Raw genomic sequence first — 13190 nt, 5'->3', positions numbered from 1 at the left:
AAGCCGGTATTCTCCAACACTTTAGCCACTTCATCCGGCCGTAAATACATCGATTCCTCCTCTCATTCTGGACCGCTGAGCGACCTTACCGTAATCATTCACCGAAACAATGATTTTCTGGGGAGGAATCCGGGTTTCGGACTATTCCTGAATCAGGCCCGGCGGCGCTGCAGCAGGCGCAGGGTGAGCAGCACCCCGAGCGCCACCAGCAGCGCCGCCGCCAGATAAATCGACGGCACGCCCGCTTGTCCAATAAGCAGCCCGGCCAGCGGGCCGGTGATGCCCAACGCCAGGTCGAGGAACGCCGAATAGGTGCCGAGCGCCGTGCCCTGATTCTGCGGCGGCACCTGTTTCACCGCCTCAACGCCCAGCGCCGGGAACACCAGCGAAAAACCGGCGCCGGCCAGCAACGCGCCGGTTTGCACCATCCAGGGCTCGCCGGCCAGCCAGATCAACAGCAGCCCGACGATCTCGACCAGAAACGACGCCAGCGTCACCTTCAACCCGCCGTGGCGGTTAATGACGTTGCTGAAGATCAGGCGGATGCCGACGAAGGCGCAGCTGAACAGCGTCAGCGAAAACGCCGCGCCGCTCCAGCCTTTGTCGGCGTAGTAAAGGGTGATGAACGTGGCGATCACGCCGAAGCCGACGGTGCCCATCGCCAGCCCGAGACCATAGGCCCAGATGCGGCCGAACACCGCGCGGAAGGCGATGCGCTGCCCAGCCGCGATCGAGACGTCCGGCTTGCCGCTCGCCAACAGCAGCGCCACCGCGACCGCCAGCACAATCAGCGCCGCCACCCCGGCCAATCCCCACTGCTGGTTCAGATACACGCCGAGCGGCGCGCCGGCCGCCATCGCGCCGTAGGTGGCGACGCCGTTCCAGGAGATCACCCGCGCAGTGTGCATCGCCCCAACCCGGCCGATGCCCCACAGTGTGGAACCGGTGCTGGCGAAGCTTTCGCCGACGCCGAGAAACACCCGCCCCACGCACAGCAACAGCAGGCTGAGCCACGGGTAACCGTCAACGCCGAACGCCAGCGCGTAAAACAGGCCGCTGGCGCCGCAGCACGCCAGGCCGAACAGCACCACCTTCTTCGGCCCCAGCTGATCGGCGTAACGCCCGGCGTGCGGGCGGCTGAACAGCGTGGCGAAGTATTGCGCGCTGATGATAAGGCCCGCCAACACCGAGTTGTAGCCCAGGTGGTCATGCACAAATCCCGGCAACACCGCCAGCGGCAGGCCGATGGTCAGGTAGCAGACGAAGGTGAACATCACCACGGACAAAATACGTCGGTTCAGTTGGAAGTTATTTTCTGCGGTCATCGAAGGTGGCTCGCATCGGACGGGGTAGACGAAGCGTTCCAGCATACCCCGATGAGATTTGATGATAAATGAGAGAGTTATAACGAATTATTATTTCGCTAACGATTTTACCGCCACCCGCGCGCGCAGAAAATCGATAAACGCCCGCACCTTTTCCGGCACGTGACGGGTATTCGGGTAGAGCGCATAGATGCTCTGCTCGGGGAAACGGTGATCCGGCAGCAACCGCTGCAACCTGCCGGCATCGATGTCGGGCTGCGCCAGCCACGCCGGCAGCAGCGCCACCCCGGCGCCATGCAGGGCGAACGCCAGCAATGCCGCGGCGCTGTCGCCGGTAAGCGTGGCGGCGTCCGCGACCTTGAACAGCACCGCTTCGCGCTGCGGCGTGACCACCTGCCAACTGAGCGGCGAACTGAGCCGGCTGTGGGCAATCCACTGCGCCTGCGCCAGATCCGTCAGCGAATGAATCGGCCGCTCGGCCAGATAATCCGGCGACGCCACCGGAAAAATGGCGAAGCTGTCAATTAGCGCCGCGCGGTGGCTGGAATCCGCCAGCTGTCCCAAGCGGATCGCCACGTCGAAGCGCTCCGAAATCAGATCGGCATGATAGGAAGAAGACACATGCTGGATACGCAGGCGCGGATGCTGGCGCGAAAACGCCGCCAGCGCCGGCGCCACCACCTGCGCGCCGTACTCCGGCGTGCTGGTGATGCGCAGCACGCCGCTCAGCCCGTGATGATCGCGTCGCACGTCGTCCAGCACGTTTTCCGCCTCCTGCAACAATTGCTGGCTGCGCTGATAGAAGCGTTCGCCGGCATCGGTCAGCGACAATCGTCGGGTGCTGCGCGCCAGCAGTGACACCCCCAGCTCATTCTCCAGTTGCTTGACGTTAAAGCTCACCACCGCCTTGGTTTGCCCCAGCGCCGCCGCCGCCGCGGTAAAGCTGCCCGCTTCCACCACCGCCGCGAAGATCGCCAGACGCTGCAAATTCAGCATTTCGCCGCCCTTATTGTCAAAATCATTTTGACAGTGTAATCGCCCGCCGCCGATTTATCCGCACTTTTCCCCCCGATACACTGCTCGCCTTCAACCGGAGGCACCATGTCTTATCGCAGCAAAGTGGCAATCGTCTATCTGCTCGGCTTTTTCGTCGATCTGATCAATATGTTTATCGCCAATGTCGCCTACCCCGCCATCGGCCAGGCGATGCGAGCATCGGTCAGCCAACTGGCGTGGGTCAGCAACGGCTATATTCTCGGCCTGACGCTGGTGATCCCGCTCAGCGCCTGGCTGGCGCAGCGCATCGGCGGACGGCGAGTATTTCTGCTGTCGCTGGCGCTGTTCATGCTGGCCACCCTCGGCGCAGGCAACGCCGACAGCATCGGCGCGCTGATCGGCTGGCGCACCCTGCAGGGCATGGGCGGCGGCTTGCTGATCCCCATCGGCCAGACGCTGACCTATCAGCTGTACCGCAGCCATGAACGCGCCGGGCTGTCGGCGGCCATCATGTTGGTGGGGCTGCTGGCGCCGGCGCTGTCACCGGCGCTGGGCGGCTGGCTCGTCGATCGGTTGGACTGGCGCTGGGTGTTTTTCGCCAACCTGCCGCTGGCGGCCCTGGCCCTGGCGCTGGCGGCGCTGTGGCTGCGCGCGGAAGCACCGACGGCGGCGTGCAAACCGCTGGACGCGACAGGATTACTGAGCGCCTGCGCGGCGCTGACGCTGCTGCTGCTCGGCCTGACCCGGCTGAGCGAAGCCGGCCATCAGGTTTCCGGTGCGGCGCTGCTGGCTGCCGGCCTGCTGGTGCTGGCCTCTTATCTGCGCCATAGCCTGCGAACCCCGCAGCCGCTGCTGAACCTGCGGCTGGTCGCCGATCCGCTGCTGCGCAACGCCATGGCGGTTTATTTGTGTATTCCCGGCCTGTTCATCGGCGTCAGCCTGGTGGCGATGCTGTATCTGCAAAACCAGCTGGGCATGCCCGCCGCACAGGTCGGCGGCCTGATGCTGCCCTGGGCGCTGGCGTCGTTCCTGGCCATCACGCTGACCGGCAAAACCTTTAACCGCCTCGGCCCGCGGCCGCTGCTGATCGTCGGCTGTCTGTTGCAAGGCGTCGGCATGCTGACGCTGGCGCAGATCGATCAGGCCGGGCAGCACGCGTTGCAGATCGCCGCCTTTGCCCTGATGGGGTTCGGCGGCAGCCTGTGCAGTAGCACCGCGCAGAGCAGCGCGTTCCTGCAGATCCCCGACGCTCAGCTGGCGGACGCCAGCGCGCTGTGGAATATCAACCGCCAACTCAGTTTTTGCCTCGGCGTGGCGCTGCTCAGCCTGCTGCTGAATCTGCTGTTGGCCGTGTTGCCGCCCGCGACGGCTTACCGCACCTGCTTCATTCTGGCGGGCGCCAGCGTACTCATCCCGCTGCTGCTGTGCCTGCGCCTCGCCAACCGCGCCATCGTGCGCCAACTCAACGCTCAACAGGATGCTTTATGAACCCGTATTTTACCGAAGTGATCGACGCCCACATCGCCATTGAACGCTGGCTGGGCAAAGGGACCGGAGAAGAGCAGGCGCTGCTGGCGCGCTTTACGCCGGATTTCAGCATGATCGCGCTGAACGGCGCTCCGCTGGATTTCACCGCGCTGTGCGCTTTTTTCCACGCGCATCGCGCCGCCAAACCGGGTTTAGAAATCGAGATAGAAGAGATGAAGCTGGTGGCCGAATGGCCGACGGGCGCGGTAGTTAGCTACCGGGAAAAACAGAGTCTGCCGGGACAAAGCGCTACGCTGCGCTACTCCACAGTGGTATTTGAACGTCAGCCCAATGCGCTCGGCTGGCGGCATTTGCACGAAACCGTCGCGGCGCAATGATCACAGGAAGCTGCCGGCCAAAAACAGTTCCCAACCGACGATCACCCCGCACAGGGTTACCGCGCTGAAAATAACTTCAAACAGATAGCGATTGATCATCGTGCGTCGCCTCAAAAGAAGACACCCGGAAGAACCGGGTGTCTGGAGTACGGGCTGGAGCGTGCGGAACCTTCCGGTTCCGCAAACATCACTTAATTAAGCTTTTTTACCGGCTTTTTTGTGGTGTTTTTTAGCGGCCTGAGCTTTCTGCACTGGCGCTTTTTTGTGGTGTTTTTTAGCAGCCTGGGCTTTCTGAGCTGGCGCTTTTTTGTGGTGCTTTTTAGCGGCCTGAGCTTTCTGGGCTGGCGCTTTTTTGTGGTGCTTGGCTTTCTTGTGGTGCGTTGCTTTAGCTGGCGCTTTTTCAGCAGCAGCCGCTGGCGCAGCGGTGGTGGTGGTCGCAGCTGGTGCGGTGGTGGTAGCCGGAGCAGTAGCTGCGGTATCAGCAGCGAAAGCAACAGAAGACAGACCCATAGTGGCAGCAACGATCAGCGCTAATACTTTTTTCATCTTTAAATCCTCAGAGTGTTGTTTCGGTAAGCTCCGGTGGAGCCGTTGAAACAGATACTAGTGGAATCAAACCGCCGCTTCCGTGAGTGATTGGTTTCGCCGAGTAACCAAATGTACAAAGCCCAGGCGCCGGCAAACACCTGCGTGACGGCGGTTTTTTTCCGTGATCGGCCACGCAAATCTCGGCATGGTCTACACTTGAAAGACATGTGTCGAAATGGAGAGCTGAATGTTTAAGAAAGCGGAAAGAACAGAACGCGATATCGATCAGGACGTCACTCTGTTGGCCGATACGCTGGATGAAGTGTTGCGCGAGTCCGGTGACAAGACCAAAGAGGAACTGAAAGAGCTGCACAGCAAGGCGAAAGGCGTGCTGCGCGACGCCCGGGCGCGGTTCAATGGCTCCACCAGTCTGACACAGCATGCGCGCGACGCGGTCGATCAAGCCGACAGCTATGTGCGTGACAAACCTTGGCAGGGCGTAGGGATCGGTGCCGCCGTCGGCATCGTGCTCGGCGTGCTGCTGGCCCGGCGTTAACACCCCTGCAGTCATAAAGATAAAACAGATGTGCGTCTGGCCCGCGGAAATCGCGGGCCGTTTAATTTGTGCGAAACAGCTGCGCCAGCCCCTGTACCGCCCGCTCCGCCTCCTCTCGCCGGCTGAAATTGGCGCCCCCCGACAGTAACCCCCGCCCCGCCGGATGGTCGATGCGCTAATCAGAGAGCGCCTTCAATCGTCTGGCCGTCAGCATGCGTCAGAATGCGCTCGACTCCCCCTCTTCACTGAGAGAGGAGAATTTCTCACCCGAAAAAATTTTTCCCTCGCCTTTTCCAGCCCCGACGCGGTCTACGTACCCAACCCCACAAAACACCATATATAGCGTGGTTGATAAATTAAATATCTACATATAGCATTTTATCTATCAACCGCAGGGACCGTTGTTCGGTTGATAACGCCGTCAGAAACGCCAGGAACGATGCTCCGTTATCTGACTTGTCCGCCTTTCCTTCAGCCTAAAGGTAAATGCGAATCATGAGCATTATTATTTACAGTAAGCCGGACTGTGTCCAGTGCAACGCCACCTATCGCGCATTTGATAAACAGGGGATTGATTATCAGGTGATCGACCTCACCCAGGATCAGCAGGCGCTGAACCACGTTAAATCCTTAGGTTATCAGCAAGTTCCGGTGATTATCGCCGGTGACGATCACTGGTCCGGTTTCCGGCCGGACAAAATCGGCGCGCTGGCGCTCACCTGCTGAGGCTCGGCGATGAATCCGCTGGTCTATTTCTCCAGCAGTTCGGAGAACACCCACCGATTCGTTGAGAAACTGGGCCTGCCGGCGATCCGCATTCCGATCGCCGGTGCCCGCAGCAAATTGCTGATGGAACAACCCTATATCTTGATCGTACCCAGCTATGGCGGGGGCAGCGCCGTCGGCGCGGTGCCGATCCAGGTGATCCGCTTTCTCAACGTTCCGCAAAACCGTTCATACCTGCGCGGCGTCATCGCCGCCGGGAACACCAACTTCGGCGCAGCGTACGGCATCGCCGGCGACATCATCGCCAAAAAATGCCAGGTGCCTTTTTTGTACCGCTTCGAGCTGCTCGGCACTACGCAAGACGTTGAAAACGTTAGACAGGGAGTAACCGCATTTTGGCAACGACAGAATTGACCAGGCCCGAGACGGGCGCGCTGGATTACCATTCGCTCAACGCGATGCTCAATCTTTACGATGCGGAAGGCCGGATCCAGTTCGATAAAGATCGGCTGGCGGCGCGGCACTACTTCCTGCAGCACGTCAACCAAAACACCGTGTTCTTCCATAACCTGGAGGAAAAGCTGCGCTATCTGGTGGAAGAAGGCTACTACGAGCCGCAGGTGCTGGCGCAGTACGAATTCCCGTTTATCAAGCAGCTGTTCCAACAGGCCTACGCCAAGAAATTCCGCTTCGAGACCTTCCTCGGCGCCTTCAAGTACTACACCAGCTATACGCTCAAAACCTTCGACGGCAAGCGCTATCTGGAACGCTACGAAGACCGGGTGTGCATGGTGGCGCTGACGCTGGCGGCGGGCGACACCGCCCTGGCGCAGGATCTGGTGGAAGAGATGATTTCCGGCCGCTTCCAGCCGGCCACGCCGACCTTCCTCAACTGCGGCAAACGCCAGCGCGGTGAGCTGGTCTCCTGCTTCCTGCTGCGCATCGAAGACAATATGGAATCGATCGGCCGGGCGCTGAACTCCGCGCTGCAGCTGTCGAAACGCGGCGGCGGCGTGGCCTTCATGCTGAGCAATATTCGCGAGGTGGGCGCGCCGATCAAGCGCATCGAGAACCAATCCTCCGGCGTCATTCCGATCATGAAAATGCTCGAAGACGCCTTCTCCTACGCCAACCAGCTCGGCGCGCGCCAGGGGGCCGGCGCGGTGTATCTCAACGCCCACCACCCGGATATCCTGCGTTTTCTCGATACCAAGCGGGAAAACGCCGACGAGAAGATCCGCATCAAAACGCTGTCGCTGGGGGTGGTGATCCCGGATATCACCTTCGAGCTGGCGAAGAACAACGAAGAAATGTACCTGTTCTCGCCCTACGACGTCGAACGGGTGTATGGCGTGCCGTTTTCGGAGATTGCCGTCAGCGAGAAGTACCGCGAGATGGTGGACGACAAGCGCATCCGCAAGTCGCGCATCAACGCGCGCGAGTTCTTCCAGGTGCTGGCGGAGATCCAGTTCGAATCCGGCTACCCCTACGTGATGTTCGAGGACACGGTCAACCGGGAGAACCCGATCGCCGGGCGCATCAATATGAGCAACCTGTGTTCGGAGATCCTGCAGGTCAACCGCGCCAGCACCTATCACGAGGATCTGAGCTACGATCGCATCGGCAAGGATATCTCCTGCAACCTCGGCTCGCTGAACATCGCCAAAACCATGGACGCGCCGGACTTCGGCAAGGCGATCGAGACCGCGATCCGCGCGCTGACCGCGGTGGCCGACATGAGCGATATCCGCTCGGTGCCGTCGATCGCCGAAGGCAACCGCAGCGCCCGCGCCATCGGTCTGGGCCAGATGAACCTGCACGGTTACCTGGCGCGCGAGCGCATCTTCTACGGCTCGGAAGAAGGCATCGACTTCACCAATCTCTATTTCTATACCGTGGCCTATCACGCCATCCGCGCCTCTAACCGGCTGGCGATCGAGCGCGGCGGCGCCTTTGATGGCTTTGAGCACTCTCGCTATGCCAGCGGCGAGTACTTCGACAAGTACACCGAGCGCGACTGGCTGCCGCAGACCGAGCGGGTGCGCGAGCTGTTCGCCGCCGCCGGCATCGCCATTCCGGGCCGCGACGACTGGCGCGCGCTGCGTCAGTCGGTGATGATGCACGGGCTGTACAATCAGAATCTGCAGGCGGTGCCGCCGACCGGCTCCATCTCGTACATCAACAACGCCACCTCCAGCATCCATCCGATCGTCTCGCGCATCGAGATCCGCAAGGAAGGCAAGATCGGCCGCGTTTACTACCCGGCGCCGTACATGACCAACGACAACCTGGCGTATTACCAGGATGCCTACGAGATTGGCCCGGAAAAAATCATCGATACCTATGCCGCCGCGACGCAACACGTCGATCAGGGGCTGTCGCTGACGTTGTTCTTCCGCGATACCGCCACCACCCGCGACATCAACCGCGCGCAGATCTACGCCTGGCGCAAAGGCATCAAGACCATTTACTACATCCGCCTGCGCCAGATGGCGCTGGAAGGCACCGAGGTGCAGGGCTGCGTGTCCTGCGCGCTGTGAGGCAACTTATGACGACCGTAACATCGGCGCCGCTGGTGCGCGCCATCAACTGGAACATCATCGAAGACGACAAGGATCTGGAGGTATGGAACCGCCTGACCTCCAACTTCTGGCTGCCGGAAAAGGTGCCGCTGTCCAACGATATCCCCTCCTGGGCCACGCTGACGCCGAAGGAGCAGCAGCTGACCATTCGGGTATTTACCGGGCTGACGCTGTTGGACACCATCCAGAACACCGTCGGCGCGCCGGCCCTGATCGCCGATGCGCTGACGCCGCACGAAGAGGCGGTGTACTCCAACATCAGCTTTATGGAGGCGGTGCACGCCCGCTCTTACAGCTCAATCTTCTCCACCCTGTGCCAAACGCCGGACGTGGACGACGCCTATCGCTGGAGCGAGGAAAACCGCGCGCTGCAGAAGAAAGCCGGCATTATTCTGGCGCACTACCGCAGCGACGATCCGCTGCTGAAAAAGGTCGCCAGCGTGTTCCTAGAGTCGTTCCTGTTCTATTCGGGTTTTTATCTGCCGATGTACTGGTCCAGCCGCGCCAAGCTGACCAACACCGCCGATCTGATCCGCCTGATCATTCGCGACGAGGCGGTGCACGGCTACTATATCGGCTATAAGTTCCAGAAAGGGCTGGAGAAAGTGGACGCCGCGCGGCGCCAGCAGGTGAAAAACTTTGCCTTCGACCTGATGCAGGATCTGTACGACAACGAGGTGCGTTACACCGAGGAGCTGTACGACGGCGTCGGCTGGACGGAAGACGTGAAGACCTTCCTGCACTACAACGCCAACAAGGCGCTGATGAACCTGGGGTATGAAGCGCTGTTCCCGCCGGCGATGGCGGAGGTCAACCCGGCGATCCTGTCGGCGCTGTCGCCGAACGCCGACGAAAACCACGACTTCTTCTCCGGTTCAGGTTCGTCTTACGTCATCGGCAAGGCGGTCAACACCGAGGATGAGGACTGGGATTTCTGAGGACATGACAGCGATGCCGGTCTTTCAGGCCGGTATCGTGCATTCAATACCCTTGTTCTTTCTGACTGCGGATCGCCAGAACAAACGCCGTATCGATATCAGGAATGTATTTGTAGAGCGCCAAATAACCGCGAGCTTGCTGCCCAATAATCAATTCACGCAGCCCTGCGCCAAGGGACCGTCCGATCAATGGATTATGTTCCAATACCGCAATTGCATGGATGATTTCCTGAATGCGCCGCCCTGAATCCGCAGCGCCATACTGAGCTAAATGAGCGAGAACACGTTCGATATCATCCCTGACCTCTGGCGCCAACTCGACATTTGCCATCAGCGTCCCAGTTTTTTAACAGGAGGTTTGACAGCGGCAGTATCACCCGCTGCGTAATTTTCCAAATAACCGCGCATCTCTTTCCAAGAGACCGTCTCTCCCGTCGCAATTATCTTGGCATAGCGTTTTTCCGCTTCATTCTCAAAGTCACGGCGCAACTCTTCTTGCTGCGTTTTCTCCGCTATTGCCTGCAAAATAAAGCTGTGAGACGTGACGCCTACCTGCTCGGCGACGACAGCGACTCGGGCTTTAAGCTCATCTGGAATACGAATGGTCGTCGTCGACATAATCGCTCCTAACGTCGGTCAATCACATGTAGCTCAATTGTGCTACATGAAGTCTGACAGCGCAATGCAATAATGCAGAGGATTATTTCACCGATTGACGCAGCTCAAGCCGCCGCCAAATAGCGCGTTTCTCCGCGTCGCTGGCGGTCGGCCAGGCGGCGATCTCCGCCCGCGTGCGCCGGCATCCGCGGCACTGCTGGGTTTCGTCGTCGATCCGGCACAGGCTGACGCAGGGCGATCTGACGCCAGGATGGGATTGCTGAGTGTGGCCCGCCATACGTTGCCCTTGATGTGATATGTTCCGCCACAGGATACCCGATCCTGCGGCGGCGCGTCGCCAATCAGATGATGCCGCCGTTGGCGCGCAGGGTTTGGCCATTGATCCAGCCGCCGTCTGCCCCGACGAGGAAAGCCACCGCCGCGGCGATATCGTCCGGCGTGCCCAGACGTTCCAACGGCGCCATCTTCGCCAGCCGCTCGATAAGCTCCGGGGTTTTGCCGTCGAGGAACAAGCCGGTGGCGGTCGGCCCCGGCGCGACGGCGTTCACCGTGATATTGCGGCCGCGCAGCTCTTTCGCCAGCACGCTGGTCAGCGCTTCGATCGCCGCCTTGCTGGCGGCATACATGCCGTACCCCGGCTGCAGCAACCCCACCACGCTGGAGGAGAAGTTGATGATGCGGCCGTTGTCGCGCAGGCGCTTCGCCGCCTCGCGCATCGCATTGAAGCTGCCTTTCAGGTTGATGTCGAGCAGGCGATCCGCATCTTCATCACGCATGTCCGCCACCGGCGCCAGCGCGATCACCCCGGCGTTATTGACCAGCACGTCGACGCCGCCAAACGCCCGTTCGGCGCTGTCGAACAGTTGGGCGACCGCAGCCGCATCGCTGACGTCGGCCTTGACACTCAAGGCGCGGCCGCCGCGCTGTTCTATCTTGCCCACCAGCTCATCGGCCGGCGCCGGATTGCCTGAATAGTTGATGATGACGGTAAAGCCATCGGCGGCCAGACGCTCGGCGATGGCCGCGCCGATGCCGCGGGATGCGCCGGTGACGATGGCGACGCGTTGAGTCGCGTGATTCATGGATATCTCCTCATCGGGTTAATGTACAGTCATCATGCACCTTTCGGCATGGCGAATAATCCCCTATTCTTCGTTATCACTATCCGAAGTAAACGAACAATTATGGACAGAATCGACGCCATGCGCCTGTTCACCCGCGTGGTAGAACAACGCAGCTTCACCCAGGCGGCGCAGGATCTGAACCTGCCGCGATCCACCGTGACCGACGCTATCAAACAGCTCGAAGCCCGACTGCAGGTCAGGCTGCTGCAACGCACCACCCGCCACGTCAGCCCGACGCTGGATGGCGAAGCCTACTATCAGCGTTGTCTGAGCATTCTGGCGGACATCGAAGAAGCGGAGATGGCGTTCGCCGGCGCCAAACCGCGCGGATTGCTGCGCATCGACGTGCACGGCACGCTGGCGCGCCATTTTCTGTTGCCCGATTTGCCGGATTTTTTGGCGCAATACCCGGATATCGAGCTTTATATGAGCGAAGGCGATCGGCTGGTGGACGCGCTGCGGGAAGGCATCGACTGCGTGGTGCGCGTCGGCAAACTGCGGGACAGCGACATGGTGGCGCGCCGCCTGGGCGAGCTGGAAGAGGTGACCTGCGCCGCCCCGGCCTACCTGCAGCGCTTCGGCACGCCGCAAAGCCTGGACGATCTGCGCCATCACCGCATGGTGGGCTTTCGCTCTTCGGCGACCGGCGCGCTGATGCCGCTGGCGTTCACGGTGGCGGGACAAGCGCAACCCGTCACGCTGCCGGCGACGGTGTCGGTCACCGCGGCGGAGAGCCTGGTCGCCGCCGCCCGCGCCGGACTGGGCATCATTCAGGTGCCGCGCTATCACCTGCGCGGCGATCTGGCCGACGGCAGCCTGTTGCCGCTGCTGCCGGATTGGCCTTCTCCTCCGATGCCGGTCTCGCTGCTTTATCCGCGCAACCGCCAGCTGTCACCGCGGGTGCGCGTGTTTCTCGACTGGTTCAGCCGGGTGTTCGCCGAGCGGAACCGATAACGAGAGCGGGCGTTACAGCGCGCCGTAGTTCAACGGCACCCAGGTGTAACCGTCGCCCTGGCGGTTCAGATACCCCAACCCCGGGAACGACAGGTGTGCGCCGCCGACCAGTTCGCTCTGCCGCGCGCTGTCGCCAAATATCCGCAGCCGCTGAGCGACAGCCGCCTTGGCGTCGCTGTCAAAGCTGATAGCCACCTTCGGATGCGGCAACTGCACCGCCGCCACGTGGATCAGATCCCCCAACAGCAACAGCTTCTTGCCCTGGCTGGTCACCTGATACACGCTGTGCCCCGGCGTATGGCCGTGGGCGGCGAAGGCGGCAATGCCCGGCGACAGTTCACCGTCGCCGCTGAACGGCTTAAAGTGGCCCATCGCCTGGTATGGCTTGATCGCCGCCTGGGCCCGTTCGAAGTTGCTTTTACTGCCTGCGCTGGCCTGTTTCAGTTGGTCCGCGCTCAGCCAGAAGTCCGCATCCTGGCTGGCGGCGCGCACCACCGCATTGGGGAATACCGCCTTGCCGTCGTGCGTCAGGCCGCCGAGGTGGTCCGGGTGCATGTGGGTCAGGTAGATCTCATCCACCTGCTCCGGCTGGTAGCCCGCCGCACGCAGGTTATCCACCAGCTTGCCCAGGCCGTCGCCCAGCAGTTGGCCGGCGCCGCTGTCGATCATCACCAGCTTGTCACCGGTATTGATCAGATAGGCATTGACCGAGGTGACCACCGGCAGACTTTGATGCCGCTCGGCCAACCCGGCGGCGATCTGCTGCGGCGTGGTGTTCAGCAACAGTTTGTCCGCCGGCAGGCGAATGATGCCGTCGGATAACGCGGTCACTTCAAAACTGCCCAGCATGATGCGGTAAAATCCCGGCGTCGGGGTTTTGGCCTGCGGCGCGGCGGCCCCGGCCTGTAATGACATAACGGCCAGCGCCGCGCCCAGCAGACAACGTTTCCAGAACATGATGACTCCTTGCGAGAATTG

General features: G+C 61.1%; 17 protein-coding genes. 8 read left to right on the top strand and 9 right to left on the bottom strand.

Going from position 1 to position 13190, the window contains the following annotated elements; translation table 11 throughout:
* From ACJ8PL_RS21405 to ACJ8PL_RS21395, 3 genes are all read right to left on the bottom strand, one after another.
* The coding region (locus tag ACJ8PL_RS21405) for a DUF2002 family protein (RefSeq protein WP_442531368.1) at positions 1–50 on the bottom strand (50 nt) is incomplete at its 3' end.
* Positions 51–152: 102 nt separating this feature from the next.
* A complete protein-coding gene (locus tag ACJ8PL_RS21400) occupies positions 153–1325 on the bottom strand; it encodes an MFS transporter (RefSeq protein ID WP_016929831.1) in 1173 nt (390 codons plus the stop codon).
* Positions 1326–1415: 90 nt separating this feature from the next.
* Positions 1416–2321 carry a LysR family transcriptional regulator gene (locus ACJ8PL_RS21395; RefSeq protein ID WP_110147324.1) on the bottom strand — a complete coding sequence of 302 codons (906 nt, stop codon included), beginning with the start codon at positions 2319–2321 and terminating at the stop codon, positions 1416–1418.
* Between the two features lie 105 nt (positions 2322–2426).
* Here ACJ8PL_RS21395 and ACJ8PL_RS21390 point away from each other — a divergent pair, with 105 nt between their 5' ends.
* Both ACJ8PL_RS21390 and ACJ8PL_RS21385 read left to right on the top strand, forming a co-directional pair.
* Positions 2427–3809 carry an MFS transporter gene (locus ACJ8PL_RS21390; RefSeq protein ID WP_115436449.1) on the top strand — a complete coding sequence of 461 codons (1383 nt, stop codon included), beginning with the start codon at positions 2427–2429 and terminating at the stop codon, positions 3807–3809.
* Positions 3806–4186 (top strand): DUF4440 domain-containing protein, encoded by a 381-nt coding sequence (locus ACJ8PL_RS21385; protein ID WP_079450462.1) that lies wholly within the window; start codon positions 3806–3808, stop codon positions 4184–4186. The genes ACJ8PL_RS21390 and ACJ8PL_RS21385 overlap by 4 nt, the downstream gene beginning before the upstream one ends.
* Positions 4187–4381: 195 nt before the next feature.
* Here the strand turns inward: ACJ8PL_RS21385 and asr are convergent, their stop codons facing one another.
* Positions 4382–4732: an acid resistance repetitive basic protein Asr gene (asr, locus tag ACJ8PL_RS21380; protein WP_004928953.1), complete on the bottom strand. Its 351-nt coding sequence runs from the start codon at positions 4730–4732 to the stop codon at positions 4382–4384.
* 229 nt (positions 4733–4961) lie between these two features.
* Here asr and ACJ8PL_RS21375 point away from each other — a divergent pair, with 229 nt between their 5' ends.
* The 5 genes from ACJ8PL_RS21375 to nrdF all read left to right on the top strand — a co-directional run bounded on the left by ACJ8PL_RS21375 (position 4962) and on the right by nrdF (position 9516).
* The gene (locus ACJ8PL_RS21375) at positions 4962–5270 is read left to right on the top strand and encodes a DUF883 family protein (RefSeq protein WP_004928950.1); all 309 of its coding nucleotides are present in this window, start codon (positions 4962–4964) and stop codon (positions 5268–5270) included.
* Between the two features lie 495 nt (positions 5271–5765).
* On the top strand, positions 5766–5996 hold the full coding sequence (gene nrdH, locus ACJ8PL_RS21370) for a glutaredoxin-like protein NrdH (RefSeq protein ID WP_004928934.1): 231 nt from the start codon (positions 5766–5768) through the stop codon (positions 5994–5996).
* Positions 5997–6005: 9 nt separating this feature from the next.
* Positions 6006–6410, top strand: coding sequence for a class Ib ribonucleoside-diphosphate reductase assembly flavoprotein NrdI (gene nrdI / locus ACJ8PL_RS21365; protein ID WP_004928930.1), 405 nt, complete (start codon positions 6006–6008; stop codon positions 6408–6410).
* A complete protein-coding gene (gene nrdE / locus ACJ8PL_RS21360) occupies positions 6392–8536 on the top strand; it encodes a class 1b ribonucleoside-diphosphate reductase subunit alpha (RefSeq protein WP_442531367.1) in 2145 nt (714 codons plus the stop codon). Before nrdI ends, nrdE begins: the two co-directional genes overlap by 19 nt.
* Positions 8537–8544: 8 nt before the next feature.
* Complete coding sequence (gene nrdF / locus ACJ8PL_RS21355) at positions 8545–9516, top strand: class 1b ribonucleoside-diphosphate reductase subunit beta (protein WP_033639549.1); 972 nt, start codon at positions 8545–8547, stop codon at positions 9514–9516.
* Positions 9517–9559: 43 nt separating this feature from the next.
* Here the strand turns inward: nrdF and ACJ8PL_RS21350 are convergent, their stop codons facing one another.
* From ACJ8PL_RS21350 to ACJ8PL_RS21335, 4 genes are all read right to left on the bottom strand, one after another.
* On the bottom strand, positions 9560–9847 hold the full coding sequence (locus ACJ8PL_RS21350) for a type II toxin-antitoxin system RelE/ParE family toxin (RefSeq protein ID WP_028127519.1): 288 nt from the start codon (positions 9845–9847) through the stop codon (positions 9560–9562).
* Complete coding sequence (locus ACJ8PL_RS21345) at positions 9847–10134, bottom strand: CopG family ribbon-helix-helix protein (protein ID WP_016929838.1); 288 nt, start codon at positions 10132–10134, stop codon at positions 9847–9849. Before ACJ8PL_RS21345 ends, ACJ8PL_RS21350 begins: the two co-directional genes overlap by 1 nt.
* An 82-nt stretch (positions 10135–10216) precedes the next feature.
* Positions 10217–10411: a DUF1289 domain-containing protein gene (locus tag ACJ8PL_RS21340; protein ID WP_071525980.1), complete on the bottom strand. Its 195-nt coding sequence runs from the start codon at positions 10409–10411 to the stop codon at positions 10217–10219.
* Between the two features lie 64 nt (positions 10412–10475).
* Positions 10476–11216 carry an SDR family oxidoreductase gene (locus ACJ8PL_RS21335; protein ID WP_261106666.1) on the bottom strand — a complete coding sequence of 247 codons (741 nt, stop codon included), beginning with the start codon at positions 11214–11216 and terminating at the stop codon, positions 10476–10478.
* Positions 11217–11318: 102 nt separating this feature from the next.
* Between ACJ8PL_RS21335 and ACJ8PL_RS21330 the strand changes: the two genes are divergently transcribed.
* Positions 11319–12212, top strand: coding sequence for a LysR family transcriptional regulator (locus ACJ8PL_RS21330; RefSeq protein WP_048795850.1), 894 nt, complete (start codon positions 11319–11321; stop codon positions 12210–12212).
* Between the two features lie 12 nt (positions 12213–12224).
* Here the strand turns inward: ACJ8PL_RS21330 and ACJ8PL_RS21325 are convergent, their stop codons facing one another.
* Complete coding sequence (locus ACJ8PL_RS21325) at positions 12225–13169, bottom strand: MBL fold metallo-hydrolase (RefSeq protein WP_049300417.1); 945 nt, start codon at positions 13167–13169, stop codon at positions 12225–12227.
* Positions 13170–13190 lie beyond the last annotated feature (21 nt).

This window comes from Serratia sp. CY83965 (genome assembly GCF_052166375.1).
Taxonomy (GTDB): Bacteria; Pseudomonadota; Gammaproteobacteria; order Enterobacterales; family Enterobacteriaceae; genus Serratia; species Serratia marcescens.
This window is presented reverse-complemented; position numbering and strand designations above follow the sequence as displayed.

Coding starts and splice junctions, on each gene's coding strand:
- ACJ8PL_RS21335 (WP_261106666.1), bottom strand. CDS start 11,216: ATGAATCACGCGACTCAACGCGTCGCCATCGTCACCGGCGCATCCCGC.
- ACJ8PL_RS21330 (WP_048795850.1), top strand. CDS start 11,319: ATGGACAGAATCGACGCCATGCGCCTGTTCACCCGCGTGGTAGAACAA.
- ACJ8PL_RS21325 (WP_049300417.1), bottom strand. CDS start 13,169: ATGTTCTGGAAACGTTGTCTGCTGGGCGCGGCGCTGGCCGTTATGTCA.
- ACJ8PL_RS21345 (WP_016929838.1), bottom strand. CDS start 10,134: ATGTCGACGACGACCATTCGTATTCCAGATGAGCTTAAAGCCCGAGTC.
- ACJ8PL_RS21395 (WP_110147324.1), bottom strand. CDS start 2,321: ATGCTGAATTTGCAGCGTCTGGCGATCTTCGCGGCGGTGGTGGAAGCG.
- nrdH (WP_004928934.1), top strand. CDS start 5,766: ATGAGCATTATTATTTACAGTAAGCCGGACTGTGTCCAGTGCAACGCC.
- ACJ8PL_RS21385 (WP_079450462.1), top strand. CDS start 3,806: ATGAACCCGTATTTTACCGAAGTGATCGACGCCCACATCGCCATTGAA.
- ACJ8PL_RS21390 (WP_115436449.1), top strand. CDS start 2,427: ATGTCTTATCGCAGCAAAGTGGCAATCGTCTATCTGCTCGGCTTTTTC.
- ACJ8PL_RS21400 (WP_016929831.1), bottom strand. CDS start 1,325: ATGACCGCAGAAAATAACTTCCAACTGAACCGACGTATTTTGTCCGTG.
- ACJ8PL_RS21340 (WP_071525980.1), bottom strand. CDS start 10,411: ATGGCGGGCCACACTCAGCAATCCCATCCTGGCGTCAGATCGCCCTGC.
- ACJ8PL_RS21350 (WP_028127519.1), bottom strand. CDS start 9,847: ATGGCAAATGTCGAGTTGGCGCCAGAGGTCAGGGATGATATCGAACGT.
- nrdI (WP_004928930.1), top strand. CDS start 6,006: ATGAATCCGCTGGTCTATTTCTCCAGCAGTTCGGAGAACACCCACCGA.
- asr (WP_004928953.1), bottom strand. CDS start 4,732: ATGAAAAAAGTATTAGCGCTGATCGTTGCTGCCACTATGGGTCTGTCT.
- ACJ8PL_RS21375 (WP_004928950.1), top strand. CDS start 4,962: ATGTTTAAGAAAGCGGAAAGAACAGAACGCGATATCGATCAGGACGTC.
- nrdF (WP_033639549.1), top strand. CDS start 8,545: ATGACGACCGTAACATCGGCGCCGCTGGTGCGCGCCATCAACTGGAAC.